At 54.3% G+C, this 17,041-nt stretch carries 14 protein-coding genes, 1 other RNA gene and 1 pseudogene; 9 read left to right on the top strand and 7 right to left on the bottom strand.

Annotation, left to right across the window (positions count from 1 at the left end; translation table 11 throughout):
* Positions 1-70 precede the first annotated feature (70 nt).
* From fni to mvk, 4 genes are read right to left on the bottom strand one after another with little or no spacing between them, the layout of a single operon-like run.
* Positions 71-1,105, bottom strand: a complete 1,035-nt coding sequence (fni, locus tag QOS10_RS07280; RefSeq protein WP_283594787.1) for a type 2 isopentenyl-diphosphate Delta-isomerase — start codon at positions 1,103-1,105, stop codon at positions 71-73.
* Between the two features lie 60 nt (positions 1,106-1,165).
* A complete protein-coding gene (locus tag QOS10_RS07285; protein ID WP_283594788.1) occupies positions 1,166-2,278 on the bottom strand; it encodes a phosphomevalonate kinase in 1,113 nt (370 codons plus the stop codon).
* Positions 2,279-2,303: 25 nt separating this feature from the next.
* Positions 2,304-3,281 (bottom strand): diphosphomevalonate decarboxylase, encoded by a 978-nt coding sequence (gene mvaD, locus QOS10_RS07290; RefSeq protein WP_283594790.1) that lies wholly within the window; start codon positions 3,279-3,281, stop codon positions 2,304-2,306.
* A complete protein-coding gene (mvk, locus tag QOS10_RS07295; protein WP_283594791.1) occupies positions 3,281-4,231 on the bottom strand; it encodes a mevalonate kinase in 951 nt (316 codons plus the stop codon). The genes mvaD and mvk overlap by 1 nt, the downstream gene beginning before the upstream one ends.
* 143 nt (positions 4,232-4,374) lie before the next feature.
* Here mvk and QOS10_RS07300 point away from each other — a divergent pair, with 143 nt between their 5' ends.
* The 4 genes from QOS10_RS07300 (at position 4,375) to QOS10_RS07315 (ending at position 9,610) form a co-directional block, all read left to right on the top strand.
* Positions 4,375-7,287, top strand: a complete 2,913-nt coding sequence (locus QOS10_RS07300) for a helicase C-terminal domain-containing protein (protein ID WP_283594794.1) — start codon at positions 4,375-4,377, stop codon at positions 7,285-7,287.
* Positions 7,288-7,362: 75 nt separating this feature from the next.
* Positions 7,363-7,881 (top strand): cell wall elongation regulator TseB-like domain-containing protein, encoded by a 519-nt coding sequence (locus QOS10_RS07305; protein ID WP_283594795.1) that lies wholly within the window; start codon positions 7,363-7,365, stop codon positions 7,879-7,881.
* Between the two features lie 74 nt (positions 7,882-7,955).
* Positions 7,956-8,669, top strand: coding sequence for a DnaD domain protein (locus QOS10_RS07310; protein ID WP_283594796.1), 714 nt, complete (start codon positions 7,956-7,958; stop codon positions 8,667-8,669).
* Positions 8,670-8,689: 20 nt separating this feature from the next.
* Positions 8,690-9,610: a DMT family transporter gene (locus tag QOS10_RS07315; protein WP_283594797.1), complete on the top strand. Its 921-nt coding sequence runs from the start codon at positions 8,690-8,692 to the stop codon at positions 9,608-9,610.
* Between the two features lie 204 nt (positions 9,611-9,814).
* On the opposite strand, the gene QOS10_RS07320 is transcribed toward QOS10_RS07315, so the two are convergent.
* Both QOS10_RS07320 and recU read right to left on the bottom strand, forming a co-directional pair.
* Entirely contained in the window at positions 9,815-12,112 is a 2,298-nt protein-coding gene (locus tag QOS10_RS07320; protein WP_283594798.1) for a PBP1A family penicillin-binding protein, read from the bottom strand.
* Positions 12,102-12,737, bottom strand: a complete 636-nt coding sequence (recU, locus tag QOS10_RS07325) for a Holliday junction resolvase RecU (protein ID WP_283594800.1) — start codon at positions 12,735-12,737, stop codon at positions 12,102-12,104. The genes QOS10_RS07320 and recU overlap by 11 nt, the downstream gene beginning before the upstream one ends.
* Before the next feature lie 87 nt (positions 12,738-12,824).
* Here recU and QOS10_RS07330 point away from each other — a divergent pair, with 87 nt between their 5' ends.
* From QOS10_RS07330 to QOS10_RS07350, 5 genes and pseudogenes are all read left to right on the top strand, one after another.
* Positions 12,825-13,385 carry a DUF1273 domain-containing protein gene (locus QOS10_RS07330; protein ID WP_283594803.1) on the top strand — a complete coding sequence of 187 codons (561 nt, stop codon included), beginning with the start codon at positions 12,825-12,827 and terminating at the stop codon, positions 13,383-13,385.
* 73 nt (positions 13,386-13,458) lie between these two features.
* Entirely contained in the window at positions 13,459-13,824 is a 366-nt protein-coding gene (gpsB, locus tag QOS10_RS07335) for a cell division regulator GpsB (protein ID WP_283594804.1), read from the top strand.
* 28 nt (positions 13,825-13,852) lie between these two features.
* An RNA gene (rnpB, locus tag QOS10_RS07340) (RNase P RNA component class B) lies at positions 13,853-14,226 on the top strand.
* A gap of 102 nt (positions 14,227-14,328) precedes the next feature.
* Positions 14,329-15,147, top strand: a pseudogene (locus QOS10_RS07345) (aldo/keto reductase).
* A 90-nt stretch (positions 15,148-15,237) separates the two neighbouring features.
* Entirely contained in the window at positions 15,238-16,371 is a 1,134-nt protein-coding gene (locus QOS10_RS07350; RefSeq protein WP_283594805.1) for a THUMP domain-containing class I SAM-dependent RNA methyltransferase, read from the top strand.
* Positions 16,372-16,486: 115 nt separating this feature from the next.
* On the opposite strand, the gene QOS10_RS07355 is transcribed toward QOS10_RS07350, so the two are convergent.
* Positions 16,487-16,885: a tyrosine-type recombinase/integrase gene (locus QOS10_RS07355; protein ID WP_283594807.1), complete on the bottom strand. Its 399-nt coding sequence runs from the start codon at positions 16,883-16,885 to the stop codon at positions 16,487-16,489.
* Between the last annotated feature and the right edge of the window lie 156 nt (positions 16,886-17,041).

Consider the following 17,041-nt stretch of genomic DNA (forward strand, 5'->3'; position numbering starts at 1 on the left):
CGCCCTAACGGGCGCTAAAGGGGCCTATCCATCCCATGACTAAAGTCACGGGATTTCCGGCCAAACATCATTAAATGAGGTGTCGTTGCTGGGCGTAACTGTAAAGATTCCCTTGTAGTACAAAGGAAATCTTTGACAGGTCACCGAAGTTACGACAGCCAAGGAGGGTCAACAGGCGCGGAATTTCCGCCTGCCATTCCATCAGGACCTCATCTAGAGCGGCTGCCCCGTCATGGATCAGGACGTTAAGGAAGTAGCCAGCCACTCCGACGGCCTGAGCACCGAGGGCCCCGGCCTTGATGACATCGAGAGGGCAGATAATCCCGCCGGAAGCGATGATGGCAGCCTTGCTTCCGCGAGCCTCGAGAAGGGCTTCCGGAGTAGTCTGGCCCCAATTTGCCAGGTCATCCAGGTCGAGCTCGTGGTTGCGCCGGTCCTCAATCATGGCGAAATTAGTACCGCCCCGGCCGCTGACGTTGATTAACTGGGCTCCAGCATTATGGAGCCGGTCAATGGTGGCCTTGCTCATCCCGAAACCCACCTCCTTGACGATCACGGGAACATCAAGCTGATCCACCAGTTTAGCGATGTTATCCAGCCAGTGGAAGTCACGATCGCCCTCCGGCATCACGAGTTCCTGGGCGGCGTTTAGGTGGAGTTCTAGGGCATTGGCACCGAGAATCTTGATGGCGGCTTTGGCATTCACCAGGCTGGCGTCCGCCCCGAGGTTGGCGATCACGATCCCATCAGGGTTCTCTTCCCGGACCACTGTAAACGAAGCCTGCGTTGCCGGTTCCTTGAGGGCGACACTGAGGGAGCCAGTAGCCATGGCCAGATGGTGTTTGCGGGCAAGCCGTGCTAGGATACGATTAATCTTGGCCGCTTGGTTGCTGCCCCCGGTCATTGCCTCCAGGTAGAATGGCCACTCCAGTCGGAGGTTATCTGCCAGCTGAACATGGTGGTCAACGTCTTTAACCGCCATCTCGGGCAGGGCGTCGTGGATCAGACGGACCTGGTCGAAGTAGTGGTGTTGGTGGGCGCGCTGGTAGGTCGCCGTGGCGAGTGATAGGTGCTCATTCTTACGATGGGCTTGTTGTGACTCCATTTCTTATCCCTCCTAAAAAGGGGCCGTGGCAAACTGAATTGTCATTGCCGCTTAATGCTTTTAGATTAATGGCAGGTGTTCCTGCACGGTGTACTTGATGTCGTCGATGAAGTGGACGGAGAGGGGAAGCTGCTCGATCTTCTCCTTGGTCCATGACTTGAGCACGGCCTTGAAGTCGGCGCTCCGGTCAATGGCCACGATCCCGCAGTCACCACCGCCGGCCCCGGAAGTTTTGGCCGCACCGCCGAAGTGCTCCGCAATCTGGCAGAGCCGGTTGAGGACCGGCGTTTCAATATCGACGCCAGAGTTGGTACCGAGCTGCTTGAGCAGGTGCCGGTTAAAGCGGATTTCCCGCTTAATAGTGTCGAGGTCCTGCTGGTGGAAGCCTTCTACCATGCGCTGGATGCAGGCCCGGCTGTCTTCCAAGAAGCGGTGATATTCGTCCTGCTGGCGCGCTTTGAAGAGAGAGATCTTGTCAACCAGCTGGGAGGTTGAAGCTGGCTTTCCGGTCCAGCCGATCAGAAGTTCCAGGTTTTCCGGTGCCTTGAGGGATTCAATCTTGAGGTCTGGCCAGGGGAGGTCGATCAGGCTCTTCAGGTCGAGATACTTGCGCTGCTGGGCCAGCCACTGCCGGTCAAAGGAGTGGTAGGAGATCCAGCCGCCGTAAACTGAGGCCGCCACGTCACCCAGGGACCCATTGCCCTGGACTTCGAAGTGGGCAATGGCTGCCAGTTTGAAGATCTCGTCCTTGGTGACGGGCAGGTGGTAGTAGTGGCAGAGGGCCTTGACAGTCGCAACTGTGACGGCTGCAGAGGAGCCCAGACCGTATTTCCGGCCGTTGGCACTATCCAATTGGCTATCGATCTGCATGTCGTAGATCCGCAGCTCCCGTTCAAAACTCCGGGCGTACTCCTCCGTGATCCGGATGGCCGAGAGAATGTACGAGAACGGGTTATCCCGCTTATCGACCACCATCCGGTCACCCATCCGTCGCCAGTTCAGCTGGTCGTTGGTGTATTGCTGGCTGATGATCTGGCCAACCTCACGAGCACTGTCCTTGATCGTGCAGGTGACGAACTGGTCGAGGGCCACCAGGATGGCTGGGTAGCCATTCTCGACGACCGCGTATTCACCAGCAATGTACAACTTCCCAGGCGCTTTTTCAGTAATCAAAGTTCAATTGTCCCCCTATAATTAATCAGTTGTTTTCATCCCAAATTTCAATCCCCGGTCCGGCCGGTGAAACGACCAGTCGCTCCGGTGCAAAGGTTTGCGCAAGCCCGTCGACGATTCGTTCCCGATCGCGCCGGTCGTAGATGACCTTGACGTTGGGGCCTGCATCCATTGTAAAGTAACAGTTAATTCCCTGATCGCGTAGCTGCCGAACAGCCTGAATGGCCGTCAGGGTTTCATTATTGAAGTAGGTATAGCCCGGATCCGCGGAAAGGGTCAGGGCGTGCATCCGCAGGGCGTTCTCCTCGGCAATGTGACCGATGGCGGGAATGTCCTTGGCTTGGATCGCAGCCTTCATGGTTTCCATGTCGTTAGCGACCACTTCTTTCCAGCTGGCGTAGTAGGGTGAAGTGATCACGCTGGATTGCATCCCATGCCGGCTGGAAATCTTCTTGCGGCCCGTGTTGATCATGATGGCCAGCATCTCCAGACCGAAGTCGAGCTTTTCCATGATCGGCTCAGCGTATGAAGTGGCATCGTCATGCCCCCGGTGCCATTCGACCAGACCGCCGTAGATCGATCGGGTCGCTGAACCTGAGCCACGGCGAGCCAGCCGCGAAAGGTCGCGGCGACTGAGCTGCAGTCCTGCAGCCCGGCTAGCGGCCCCGGCCAGGGCAGCGAAGGCCGAGGCGGACGAGGCCAGCCCGGCTGCGGTCGGCACGTGATTATGCGAATCAACCCGGGCAAAGTCTTGACGACCGCTCATTTGACGGACAATATCTAAGAACTTGGTGATCCGTTCGGCGCCCTTGCCGGTTACCGGCTGGTCATTGACCTTGATCTGTTCGGCCGTAAGTGCTGGATCGAAGACGACGCGGGTAGTGGTGTAGAACTCGTCGAGGGTCATTGAAAGACTGTCCGTCTGTGGGATAATCAGATCCTGGTCCTTCTTCCCCCAATACTTGACCAGGGCAATATTAGTATGTGCTTTGGCCGTTGCCATTAGTTTTCACCTCGTGTCGTATCTAGTGGTTGAATCCAGGTTTGCCGCGCGCCGTTGTCTTTAAGAATAGCAGCCAGCTTACGGGCCCCCAGAGCGGTCCGGGTGATGGCAAACATGCAACCGCCGCGACCGCCGCCGGTCAGCTTAGCCCCCAGGGCACCGTGATGGATGGCTACGTTGATCAGGTGGTCGAGCTGGTCGTCACTGACCTGGAGGGCCTGAAGATCCTGCTGGGCAGCGTTTAACGTTGTACCTAACTTGAAAACTTCCCCCTTGGCCAGGAACTGCCGACTGTTGTCAACCAATTGTCCCAGATGCTCGATGTGGGTCTGGGCGTGCTCGTGATCTGCCTTGAGCAATTCCTGAACCGCCATGATGGCCTCCTTAGTAGCCCCTTTGACACCAGTATCGGCAATCACCATCGTTGCCTGCAGGTTCATTGGAATCGGGGTTCCCTCATGGCCCTTAATATAATAGAGCGGTGTCTTGGAACTGACCGTTGCCGCATCCAAACCGGATGGACTGCGGTGGGTAATCTGCTCCTCAACATCGGCCAATGCCAGTAGCTCGTGCCGGCTGAGCGGGGTATCGTAATAGTCGAAAAAGGCGCGGACAATGGCTACGGCCGTTGCCGCAGAGGAACCCATTCCACGCTCGGCAGGAAGCTGGCTGTCGATGTTTAAGTGCCAGTAGTCAGCGTTTCCGTCAAAGTGCTCGACCAGTGTGGCAATCAGCTGCCGCACCCCTTGCATGACTGGAGGCAGGTCGTGCCAGTCGCCAGTGAAGTAGCGGCTCGTTACCGTCTGCCCCTGGTCACTAGGTGTCAGGGTGACCGTCAGCTTAACATCGGGAAGGGGCAGGGCGATTGCCGGTTGTCCGTACACGACGCTGTGCTCCCCCATTAAGATGATTTTCGCGTGGCTCGTGCCAATCCCTTGTTCTTTCACCATCGTAACCTACTTTCTTCTCAAAAATTCCATTCTTCATCATAACTTAAAATTGATTATTAGAAAAGGGGCGACCCGCACTTGTTACTAAATCTAAATATTTGGCGATTATTCGCTGACCGTTGAAAAAGACAAACATTTGGCAGATGGTGTATTATATAGGGTATAAATTATTGAAGAGATTCGGTGATAATGTGAGTAAAAATAAACAAACGCGCCGCAAGAAACGCGATAAGCAGGCGCCAATCTACGCCGTGGTGGACCTGGAGACGACCGGGACCAACGTCAACCATGGTGATCGGATCATCCAGATCGGTTGTGTACTGGTTCAAGATGGCCAGGTCATCAATCGTTTTGAGACTAAGGTCAACCCGCGGGAGAAGATCCCGCACGCGATTGTCCAGCTGACCGGGATCCATAACCAGGATGTCCGCCGGGCCCCGCTCTTTGAGGACGTTGCCGGGACAATCTACAGCTTGCTGGCGGGGACAATCTTCGTGGCCCACAACGTCAACTTTGATTTTCCATTTCTCAATGCAGAATTGGAGCGGGCGGGCTACCCGCAGCTGGACATCCCCGCAATCGATACGGTGACAATGAGCCAGATTCTGCTGCCGACTGCCCAGAGCTTCCGGTTGCGGGACCTGACCGGCTCATTGAAGATTGAACACGATCATCCGCACAGTGCGGTTTCCGATGCAGAGGCGACCGCCCAGCTGTTGATTGACCTCCTTGATCGGGTGCACCGGCTGCCGACCCTGACCCTGGAAAGAATTGTAGAGTTGAAACTGGCCCTGCCGCAGCGGACGGCTGAAGTTTTCGAAAAGGAACTGGAGCGGCGGGTCGACCATCCCCAACCGCTGCCTGGGAATCTTTATGTCAGCCATGGCTTGGTCCTCCATAAGCAACGACCGCTGACGGTGGACAAGACGACAACCACGCCGCGCTACCCATCGACCAAGCAGGGGAAGGCCAAGCTTTACGGTGACCACCTGACTGTCCGGCCGGTTCAGTCCAAGATGATGAACAGCATCTATAATAACTATACCCACGACGAGCCCAAGAGCATGATCGTCGAAGCGGGGACGGGGAGCGGAAAGACCCTCGGCTACCTGTTGCCGTTAAGCTACGCTGCCCATCCCGACCGGCGAATTGTCATCAGTACTGCTACTAATCTTCTGCAACAGCAGATTGCTCAGCAGGCGGTTCAGCAGCTCAACACGGTCCTGCCGTTTAAGATGAATGCCGTGGTGGTGAAGGGAAACGACCACTACCTGGACCTGGCCAAGTTTGCCCATTCCCTGAGTGTGGTGGAGGATTCCAAACTGGTTCAACTCCTCAAGGCCCGGCTCCTGGTCTGGCTGCTTTCCACCACCAGCGGCGACCTGGACGAACTCAACCTCACCAGCCAGCAGTCACCGTACTTCACTGAGATCCGCCACCACGGGGTCAAGAGCCTCAATCCAGCGGGCGGTCTCTACAACGACGATTTTCTTGTCCGCCGTAACAAGCGACTGAAGCAGGCCAACATTGTGATCACCAACCACGCCTACCTCGTTGCTCACGCCCAGGAGCTGGGGGATGGCACCCGGCGGCCATACCTGGTGGTCGATGAGGCCCAGCACCTCAGTGAGAGCATCCTGCGGCGGTCGCGGCGCAGCTTTGACTTCCCACACCTGCGGACGGCGATCCACGTTCTCGCCGGTCTGGTCGGTAATGGGGAGGACCGCAACCTGAACGATATCTTTGCGGATCACGCCCTGGCCAGCTATAACGTGGAACTCCTGCGGGGGGACCTGACCAATATTGAGGAGGCTCTCAATCGTTTTCAGCAGGCCCTCTACCGGCAATTCATCCAACAGTCAACGGCTGGTGGGGAGAACGAATTGATTGAACAGGAGCTGGACAACCAGCAGCTTCAACAGCTTCTCGACGTCAGCGGCCCGGTAATGATGGAGCTAGAGCAGGCCCTGGGGAGTGTTCAGCTGCATTTTTCCGCCCTCCAGCACATCTTCACCCAGCAAGCGGAACGGTGGCTGTCGAGTGACCGTTACCTGATGAGCCAGTTTCAGAGCCAGATGGCGAAGCTGACCGCTGCCGATGCGACCTTGAATAAGTACAACGAAACCCTGCGCAACCGGGGCAATTCAGCGGCCTTCTGGCTCACCATCCGGCAATCCAGTGAGTACAGCGCGATGCGGCTGAGCGGGGGCCTGCTGGAGGCTAACCACTACCTGACGGAGAATGTCTACCCGTACTTTGCCCAGCCGCTGTTCGTGGGGGCCACGCTCTTCTCGTCCAGCCGGTCCCACTATCTTTACCAGCAGCTGGACCTGGATCGGCAATCAACCCTGGCCAAGCGCTTTGCCTCGCCGTTTGACTATCAAAAACACGCCCGGGTGCTGATTGCGAAGGACGCGCCGGTGCCTAATGCCAAGAACAACGCCGAGTACGTTCGTTACCTGAGCAAGACGATCTACCAGCTGACTAAGAAGACCAATTGCCAGACGATGATTCTCTTCAATTCGCTGGTAATGATCGAGCAGGTTTACAGCCAGCTGCGGGAGACCGACCTCTTTGACCAGCGTGATATCTTAGCTCAGGGAATCACCGGCGGTCGGGAGAAACTATTGAAGCAATTTGCCAATGGCAAGAATGCGGTTCTCCTCGGGGCTTCCAGTTTCTGGGAGGGCGTTGACCTTCCAAAGACTGCCCTGGAGCTCCTGATCATCACCCGGTTGCCATTCGATGCGCCGGACGAGGTCATGACCCGGGCCTACAACGACCTGCTCAAGCGGCAGGGGCGCAACCCCTTCTACAGTGCGGCTTTGCCTAAGGCCACAATGCGCCTGCGTCAGGGAATCGGCCGCCTGATTCGGACAGCTGACGACTGCGGGGTGGCAGCCATTCTGGACTCGCGCTTGCACAGTCGGCGCTATGGAGAAACTATTCTGAAGAGTTTCCCGAAGGACCTGCCGATCAAGGCCTTGCCGACGGATCAACTGGTGGAAGAGGCAAATAATTTTATAAAAAAGAATCATCAGGACCCGCAGGACTGAATTTTTTGGTATAATCAAAAAGATTAACATGATTGTTGACGAATCGTTCGTCAGACGTAAGAAGGGAATAATTACATGCAAAGTCGACGCGAAGTGCAGCGTGAACAGAGTCGAGGCTCGGCGCTGCGCACGATTCGAAATGTCCTACTTACTATCTTGGTACTGCTTCTGCTGGGGTGGAGTGTTTATGCGGTTGCTAACCAGCCCCGGGCCGCTGCTCGCCGGCAGACCATCTCGATGGCCGAGAAGTATGCCCACCTGCATAGCCCAGGGCGTTTCTACATCTTTAATCGGGAAAGCACCTACTATACAGTAGCTGGCAGAAACCAGGATAACCAACCGATCCTCGTGATTGTTCCGCAACACGGCGGCAACATCCGGGTGGTTAAGCAGCATTCGGGAGTCAGTGAACAGCAGGTACGGGCGATGGTAACATCAACTCGCCACCCCGCTGAAATCCTGAAGGTAGCTCCTGGTGTCTTTAACGACAAGGTGGTGTGGGAAGTTACCTACCGCAACCACAAGGGAAGCCTGTGTTACGATCTGATCAGCTTCAAGAGTGGCCGCTATATTCAAAATATCAATAACCTGTAATTTTAAGCGCAGAGGAGTTGTAACCTTGGTTATGATTCCTCTCTTAGTTTGTCAAGAAGGGAATGGTGATAAGCGTGACTGAAGAGACACCCCTGCAGCGCTACGTTCGGGCGGGGCAGACAACGATCAGCAACCTGCTGGTGCATCGCTACAAGCAGATTGGCATGACGACGGCCCAACTGGTCTTATACCTGCAGTTTAAGTCTTACCAGGACCGGGGAACAATGAATCCGGATGTCCGGGTAATTGCCAAGAACCTTGGCACCTCGGAGAATCAGGTTTTCAACCAGCTCCACCAGATGATGACCAACAAGCTGGTGAAGCAGGGGATGCGCAAGCTGCCTGACGGTAAGGAGGATGCCATCTACGACTTTACCCCCCTGCTGAACAAACTGGCGCTCCTGGAAGACCAGGCGACCGCGGCGGCGCAGGAGGAAGAGACCCAGAACAATCGCCAGCAGGTCTTTGCCAAGCTGGAGAGCGAATTTGGCCGGCCCCTGTCGTCGATGGAGCTGCAGATTGTCAATGACTGGCTGGATAAGGATAATTATTCGGCGGCAATGATTGAATTGGCCCTTCGGCAGGCAGTGATGAATAGTGCCCTGAATCTCAAATACATGGAGCGAATCCTCCAGAGCTGGGACCATCAGGGGTTACGGACCAAGCATGACATTGAAGAACATGAGCGGCAGTTTGAAAATCGCCGCGAGGGGCAGAACGATAGCCGTCGTGAGGACCAATCGCGGCCAGCGGGCCCCAAGATCCCAATTTATAAGCTTGGGGAATAATCAGAAAGGAATGATCAAAAATGGATAATACTTCGTCTCGACACGTCATGAGGGGGATCGGGATTGCAGCACTGGCATCGACCATGTGGGGAATCTCCGGAACCGTCCTCCAGCTGATTTCACAAAACCTGGCAATTCCTGCCACCTGGATGCTCTCTGTACGGACGCTGGTTACGGGAGTGATCCTGCTGGTGATTAGTGCTTTCATGTACGGTAAGCGCATCTTTAACGTCTTCCAGACCCGGGCCACGACCATTTCCGTAGTGACCTACGCGATCTTCGGTCTGATGGCCAACCTGCTGACCTTCTACTACGCTATCCAGCGGGGGAACGCCTCGGCCGCCACGATTCTGCAATACCTGTCACCGCTGTTCATCGTCCTCGGCGGGGTTGTCTTCCTGCACCGGCGGCCGTTCCGTAGTGACATTATCGCCTTTATCATTGCCCTGGTCGGAGTGGTGTTGAGCATCACGCGGGGGAACATCACCAAGCTGGCGATCCCGTTTGACTCTCTCCTCTGGGGAATTGGCTCTGGGATCACGGCGGCCTTCTACGTGGTACTGCCGCAAAAGGCCGCGGAGAAGAACCCGCCAATTGTTGTCCTGGGCTGGGGAACCATGATCGCCGGGATTCTCTTCAACCTCTACCGGCCATTCTGGGTAAACCCGCCGCAGATCTCGACAACCCTGGTAGCCTCAGTTAGCACGGTGGTCCTGTTCGGGACGATCCTGCCGTTTGGCCTGCTGATGGAAGCGACTAAGTATGCTCCATCGGACGTTGTCAGTATCATGGACGCCCTGCAGCCGATTGTTACCTCGATTCTGAGTGTGATCTTCTTCCACCTGATCCTGAACTGGGTGGAGATCCTGGGGATCATCCTGGTTATCCTGGCCATCTACATCCTGCAGGAAGGACGTCGGCGGAAGCTCAAAGGAATTTAAGCTGATAATTGAACATAATGAAAAAGCGCTGAATCCCAATTGCTGATGAATGGAATTCAGCGCTTTTTGTTTGGCCTTGTCATAGGCTCATCCGAAAACTTCAAAGTAGGTACAATATCTAGAAAGAAGAAGCCTCCCACGCAATGTGAGAGGCTTTTGTAGTACCCACCAACAGTAGTTGACGGAGTGCTATTTTACTTTTGATTATTGACCATTACCGTTGCCATTACCAGATGATTGAGCCGGTGCTGGTGTGGAAGCAGAACTGGATGAGGCTGCCGGTGCACTAGAGCTGCTTGCTGATGATGCTGAAGCAGAGGAAGCAGTCCGGGATGAGGAAGATTCCTCGGTACGGCTGCTGCTGTTCTCACTATCCCGTTCGCTGCTGGATTCGCTCCGGCTGGAACTGGATGCGGATGAGGAACTGCTGGTATCCTGATCGCTATCGTCGTCACTATCATCAGCGGCGTATTCAAGGGCCCACTTGGAGTCCTTGATGACAAACTGCCGCTTGCCGTTGACCCGGACGGCTTCCACCGTGTCCGGCATTGACCAATTGCTTGCGTGGTTCTGACTGTCGAGGTAGTCCATCAGGTCCCGGTATAGGAGGATGGCGGACTTGGTACCCTGATCACTGAGCCCTGGCGATTGCATTGGGTGATCGTACCCGGTCCAAACAGCAATTGAGTAGTTCTTAGTGTAACCAGCCATCCATGAGTCCATGGCACCGGAATGCCCGCTGCCGGATGGGTAGTTGGTCGTCCCAGTCTTCCCGGCCTGGTTAACCCCGTCGAGCTTAGCATCGCTGGCACTACCCTGTTCGGAGGCGTTGAAGACACCTTTGAGCATTTCAGTGATCATGTAGGCGGTGGCCTTGCTCATCGCCCGCTTGCCTTGGGGGTTAAACTGCTTGACGTTGCCATCCTGGGTGGTGATAGAACTGATGTAGTACGGCCTGTAGTAGGTCCCACCGTTAGCGAAAGCCCCATAGGCAGCGGAGATCTGCAGTGGTGAGATGTAGAGGGCGATCCCGCTCTGCAGGGTGTAAGGATCCTTTTGCGAGATTCCGAGGCCATTGACAAAGTCGGTGGCCCGCTTGATCCCAACTTCCTGAAGGGTCCGGATGGCCGGCACGTTCCGTGATTGAACGAGGGCTTCCCGCATGGTCATGGAACCCTTGTACTGGTTATCGAAGTCCCGCAGGACCTTGTTGGTACCAGGGTAGACGAAGCGGGTATCCTGAACCCGTTTGAAGGTTGGCCATTGCAGGTATTCAATAGCCGGACCGTAATCCATCAGCGGCTTAGCAGTTGAACCGGAACTCCGGTTGGTCTGCACAGCCCGGTTAAGACCGTAGACCACATTACCAGTGTGCCGACCGCCAAGCATGGCAACCACTTGACCGTTGTGCGGGTCAGTAACGGCGACCCCGGTCTGCATCTGGTCGCTCTGGAAGGAGACGGAGTTGTTGGCAGCGTCGTAAAGGTGTTCCTGATCATCGAGGTCGAGGTTGGTGTGTACCTTCAGACCGTCGTTGTATGGGTTGTAGCCCTTGGCTTCCAGATCAGCCAGGACCTGCTTGACATAGGCATCGATAACCTTTTCCTTGACTCCGGTACCGTTGTTGGAGGTGTTCCCGTGGTCCGGGTCGAGACCGTCAGTGATGCTTTCACTGGCTGCCTGGTTGGCCTGCGCCTGACTGATGTACTTGCTGCGGACCATGGCGTTCAGCACCTCGTTACGCCGTTGGGTGGCGTACTTGGTGTTGCTTGACAGCGGGTTGTAGTAAGTAGGCGATTGCGGCATCCCGGCGAGCAGGGCCTGTTGTGAAAGGTCCAATTCGTCGAGGTCCTTACCATAGTAGTACTGTGCGGCGGTCTGCATCCCGTAGACCCCGTTACCCATGTAAACCTTATTAATGTAAAAATTGAGAATCTGGTTCTTGCTGAAGTGCCGCTCAACGTTGATGGCAAGCCAGGCTTCCTGGGCCTTGCGCTTGAAGGTCCGGTCGGAGGCTGCGGTTGAGAAGACCGAGAGCTTGACCAGTTGCTGGGTCAGGGTACTACCACCCTGCATCCCGGCAGAGCGGCCGAAGATGTTGGCCGTGGCCGCCCCCATGATCCGAATCGGGTCGACCCCGTGGTGCTTGTAGAAGCGGCGGTCTTCAATGGCGACAACCGCATGCTTGAGGTTATCCGGGACCTCCCCACTCGTCGCGTATTCCCGTTTCTGGGCACCCAGCCGGGAGATAACCCGGTTCTGGTCGTCATAGATTGTCGTGGTGTTCTGCCCAGCTAATTCGCTCCTGCTGATTCGGGGTGCACTCGAAGCGTAGTAGAAGAACAGGGCAGTCCCTGCAACGAATAATAAGATGATGATTCCGAGAATCCAGAGGATGATGTGCTTGACAAGTCCTCCATGTCGCGGTTCATCATCGTAGTCATAGTCATCGTAGTCGGCTCGGTGCCGGTCACTACGAGTCGGTTGATCATTACTTGTCATGATAAACTCCTTTGCGTTCGGCAGCGATAATCTGGTCAACTGCCTTTAGATATGGTAGGCGGGGGTTAAGCTGATATTCAATTTGAAATCCCCATCGCTGGATATCAGTTAGCGCAATTGATTTGCTGCCACCCTGATCGCGCTCGTCCCAATAATGAAATAGAATTGTTGCAGGTAATAGGTAGACGAGGTCTAGATCGGTAAATTTGATGAAGGCAAAACAAATCCCGCCCTGCTTGGCACATTCCCGCATGTGATTGATCTGGTGGGGATGAAAGTTCTTCAAAGGGAAGGAACGGCGATTGCGCGTTTCCTTGGCATCAAAATCGATGTAGCGGCCCTTGTAGATCCCGTTGTAATCAGTAGTCGACGGGCGGCGGAAGTAGGCCTCCCGAATTACAGCCGCACTTCGTTTCGGATAATCGACCTTCACCAACTGGATGGGGGTTGGCTTCTTGTGGATTACCGCGATGTGACGGGCCAGGTAATACTGGTTGCTATGGTTGATTTCATCTTCCAGTGACATTCCTCGCCGGGCGTAGATCGATCGGTGGGGAGTCGGCAAATCACGGTTGGCATGGTATGCTTGCCGCGGGTGCTGGCCATTGGGATAGTGAATAGTCATTTTTTGCATCACTCTCCTAACTAGCCTTATATTATACCAGAATGTCGGTTAAAATAATGATACAGAAATGTTACGGAGGTGGCAGGTGTGCGACGTCTATGGGTAACCGGCTATCGCAGCTATGAATTAAATGTGTTTAAGGACAACGATCCCAAGGTTAAGGTCATCAAAAAAGTCCTGGCCGATCATCTTAAGAACTACCTTGAAGAAGACACTGATGAGTGCTGGCTGATCGCGGGTCCGCAAATGGGGGTGGAACGCTGGGCCTTGGAATGCGGTCTGGCGTTAAAAGAAGATTATTCCCAGCTCAAGTTGGCCCTGATGGAACCGTACACAGGTTTTGACCAGCGGTGGAACGAGGCTAACCAAGAAAAACTGGCGGTGATCAAGAGCAAGGTTGATTTTTCGGCGCCGGTAACGGACCATCCCTACCAGTCGCCGCAGCAGCTGTGGACCTACCAGCGCTTCATGCTGACCCATACGGATGGGATGCTGATGGTGTATGAGGGCAAGCCGAAGTACGACTATCGCCAGGCCCAGTGCTATCAAGAGCAGGAGAATTATCCAATCAGTCTGATCGATTTTGACGAGCTCCAGGAGAGTGCCGTCGAGTACCAGGAGGAACAACGCGAAGAAAATCAGGAATGACTCTTGAATTTACGGCTGAATTTGGTAAAATAATTGTTGTGTCACGTATAGCTAAATAATTGAGGTGTTTGAGTTGGATAACATTAAGTTTACGCCGCAAGATATCTTGCATAAGCAGTTTAAGGAAAAGAACATTGGTAAGGGCTACGATGAGGCTGATGTCGATGCCTTCCTGGACGATGTTATCAAGGACTACGACACTTATAACAAGGAGCTTGACCGCCTGAACAACGAAAACGAACGTCTGCGGACGAAGGTTGATGAACTGAACCGTCAAGTTGAGGTGGGCTCCACGATGAGCGCCCATACCAGCAACCAGCAGCCGGTTTCAAATGCCACCAACATGGATATTTTGAAGCGACTGTCTAACCTTGAACGGCGGGTCTTTGGTTCACAGATCAATGAGGGCAACGGTCAAGACGATTCTCACCTGCTATAGGATACGCTTAAAATTGAATAAATTTGCAAGTTTTGGGTAATTGAGCACAGCTTATGTTGTGTTAGGAAGGTCCATGCTCGCACAGGCTGCGATGCCTGTAGTGTTTGTGCTCGCTGAAAAAATAAGGCGGGGCACCGATTCTTCGGTGACGGCGGAAAAAACGGCTAATGCTTCGGCGATGCCCGAGTATTCCTGAAAAGTGCCACAGTGACGATACAGGTCGGGAAACTGATCTGGTGGAACGCGGTAAACCCCTCAAGCGGTAAACCCAAACTACGGTAGGGGAGCTTTGGATAACGAATTGAAGTGATTCCAGGGGAGAGTTTTTACTCTGAGATAGATGATTACCTCGGGACCATCATTACCTGGTGGTGGTTCTACGACAAAACATGGCCTACAGATGCTTGCAAACAGGTACCCGGATTCGTCCGGGTTTTTTATTTTTAAAATTACAATCGTAGTATAATAAAATTATCTGCTAATGGTGATAAGGAAGCGAGATAAATGAAAACTGTACGCTTAAATAATGATGTGATCATGCCGATGGTGGGCTACGGGACCTACCAGATTCCGGCTGCTAAGACCCGGGACAATGTCCTTCAGGCACTGCGGACCGGCTACCGGCTGATTGACACGGCTCAGTACTACGGGAATGAGGACGGGGTCGGTGCGGCCCTGCAGGAGAGCGGCCTGCCGCGCGACCAGGTGTTTGTAACCACCAAGGTTCAGACCAGCGGTTATCTGGAAACAAAGCGGGGGCTGGACGAGTCGCTGCGGCGGTTCAACAATGATTACTTCGACCTGGTCCTGATCCACTGGCCAACCGAGAACGACCTGGAAACCTACCGGGCCCTGGAGGAAGCTTACTAGGATGGCAAGGTACGGGCGATCGGCCTGAGCAACTTCAACGCGGCCCAGGTTCAGCAGATCATCGATAATTCAAATGTTGTCCCGATGGTGGACCAGATTGAAACCCACCTTCGTTGGCAACAGAAGCGGATGCACGCCTTCCTGGCCAGCCGGGAGATTGTTCACGAATCCTATGCTCCGCTTAGCGAGGGCCAACCGGGCTTCATGGATGCGCCGGAGCTGATTCAGATTGCTGACAAGTACCACCGGACACCAGCCCAGGTTGTGCTGCGCTTCCTCAACCAGGAGGACATTGTGGTAATTCCCAAGACATTGAATCCTAAGCACATGGTGGAGAACCTCGCGCTCTTCGACTTTGAATTGGACAGCGCTGACCTGCATGTGCTGGAGGGACTTGATCGCAAGCAGGCCCTCGACGGCTGGCCGGAATCCATGCAGGAAGATAATTACTAATTTGGGTAGCGGGAACGTGATGGCTGATCACGTTGCCGTTTTCTTATGGTAAAATGTTGGGTAGCAATGTGAATTAAAGGAGAAATTAATTTGGAAAAGTATCAATTGATCGCAACGGCGGCGGCCGGTATCGAGGCTCTGGTCGGCAAGGAGTTGCGGCGCCTGGGCTATGACACTCAGGTCGAAAATGGCCGGGTTCGTTATCAGGGGGATATGAAGGACATCCTGCGCACCAATCTATGGCTGCGGACTGCCGACCGGGTCAAGATTGTGGTCGGCGAGTTCGACGCCCGCAGCTTTGAGGAACTGTTCGACCGGACGAACGACCTTCCCTGGGAAAACCTGCTTCCGGTGGATGCCCAATTTCCAGTGGAGGGGAAGAGTCATCATTCCCAGCTGCACAATGTTCCAAGTGTGCAGGCCATCGTGAAAAAGGCGATTGTACAACGGCTGAGTCATTTCTACCACCGGCGGACCCGCCTGCCGGAAACTGGGGCGCTGTATCCGCTGGAAGTCGCTATTAATAAGGATCACGTTATGCTAACGCTGGATACCACCGGTGAGGGGCTCTTCAAGCGCGGCTACCGGAAGAACAAGGGGGGTGCTCCACTCAAGGAAAACATGGCGGCCGCCCTGGTAATGCTAGCCCACTGGTTCCCAGACAACCCATTTGTTGACCCGGTCTGCGGTTCGGGGACGATCCCAATTGAGGCGGCGCTGTACGGACACAACATCGCGCCGGGGATCAACCGCTCCTTCATCTGTGAACAATGGGTCAACCTGACTCCGGATGGCTTGTCCGATGAGGTCCGCGACGAGGCCGATGCGGCGGCCGACTATGACGTTGAGTTGGAGATCCACGGCTACGATATCGACCAGAACATGATCGACATCGCTGACGAGAACTGCCGGGCGGCTGGGCTGACCCATGACATCACGTTCAAACAGTTAGCCGTCAAGGATTGGCGGACCGATGAGATCAACGGGGTCATCGTTGCCAACCCGCCGTACGGGGAACGGCTGAGCGACCATGCGGCGGTTCATGAGCTTTATCGGCAGATGGGAGACCTCTACCGGCCGCTCACCACTTGGAGCAAGTACATCTTGACCGCTGATATGGAGTTCGAGAAATACTATGGTGCCAAGGCTACCAAGCGGCGGAAGCTCTACAACGGGGCCCTGCGGACGGACCTTTTCCAGTACTGGGGTCACAAAAAACGATAGTTGCCATGAATGCCGTTATGTCGATAACAACGGGCATTTGATTCACTGTGAAACACTGAAAGGTGACAAATAGGTGGCTTCCTCCCTTCGATCACAAGGGGAAAATGGTGTTATCTTATTTTCCTTTGACCATCTGCGTTACGTGCAGATAAATGTCACGAGTCGTTTCTGAGTCAGCATATCCAACGCGATTTTGAATGATATAAAGCGGCGCACCGAGCCCAGCTAATTTATTGACATGAGAGTAGCGGAAAGTATGAGTCGTTAACGACTTATAAATTCCAAGTGCCTTCCGAACGATCCGTAGACGTCCGATCAAACTTCTAAACGCAAAAAAACGTTGGTAAAGCTCAACCACTATAATACTGACTAACTTTAAGCCCGGGTGATAATTCAATCTACATAATAGTCTTGGCCGTACTTTGAAGTACAATGTAGAGTACCGATATGTCGTTATAGGAATAGTTGGAAAACTTTGATACGCCTTGAGTGTCCGAAACAACGGAATATACATCACCCCAAAGTCTAGCTACAGCGGCTAGGCTTTTGTAATTTTATATTACATTTTTGAGCAAAGTATTTTATAGCGGTGGAATTTAATGATGTTTGGCCGGAAATCCCGTGACTTTAGTCATGGGATGGATAGGCCCCTTTAGCGCCCGTTAGGGCG

This window comes from Limosilactobacillus galli, from assembly GCF_947381495.1.
GTDB classification, from domain to species: domain Bacteria; phylum Bacillota; class Bacilli; order Lactobacillales; family Lactobacillaceae; genus Limosilactobacillus; species Limosilactobacillus galli.

What these genes read in the sequence shown, in the direction of transcription:
- mvaD (WP_283594790.1), bottom strand. Translation starts at nt 3,281, where the DNA reads ATGGCAACGGCCAAAGCACATACTAATATTGCCCTGGTCAAGTATTGG.
- QOS10_RS07315 (WP_283594797.1), top strand. Translation starts at nt 8,690, where the DNA reads ATGGATAATACTTCGTCTCGACACGTCATGAGGGGGATCGGGATTGCA.
- QOS10_RS07320 (WP_283594798.1), bottom strand. Translation starts at nt 12,112, where the DNA reads ATGACAAGTAATGATCAACCGACTCGTAGTGACCGGCACCGAGCCGAC.
- mvk (WP_283594791.1), bottom strand. Translation starts at nt 4,231, where the DNA reads ATGGTGAAAGAACAAGGGATTGGCACGAGCCACGCGAAAATCATCTTA.
- QOS10_RS07305 (WP_283594795.1), top strand. Translation starts at nt 7,363, where the DNA reads ATGCAAAGTCGACGCGAAGTGCAGCGTGAACAGAGTCGAGGCTCGGCG.
- QOS10_RS07300 (WP_283594794.1), top strand. Translation starts at nt 4,375, where the DNA reads ATGGTGTATTATATAGGGTATAAATTATTGAAGAGATTCGGTGATAAT.
- fni (WP_283594787.1), bottom strand. Translation starts at nt 1,105, where the DNA reads ATGGAGTCACAACAAGCCCATCGTAAGAATGAGCACCTATCACTCGCC.
- recU (WP_283594800.1), bottom strand. Translation starts at nt 12,737, where the DNA reads ATGACTATTCACTATCCCAATGGCCAGCACCCGCGGCAAGCATACCAT.
- QOS10_RS07355 (WP_283594807.1), bottom strand. Translation starts at nt 16,885, where the DNA reads ATGTATATTCCGTTGTTTCGGACACTCAAGGCGTATCAAAGTTTTCCA.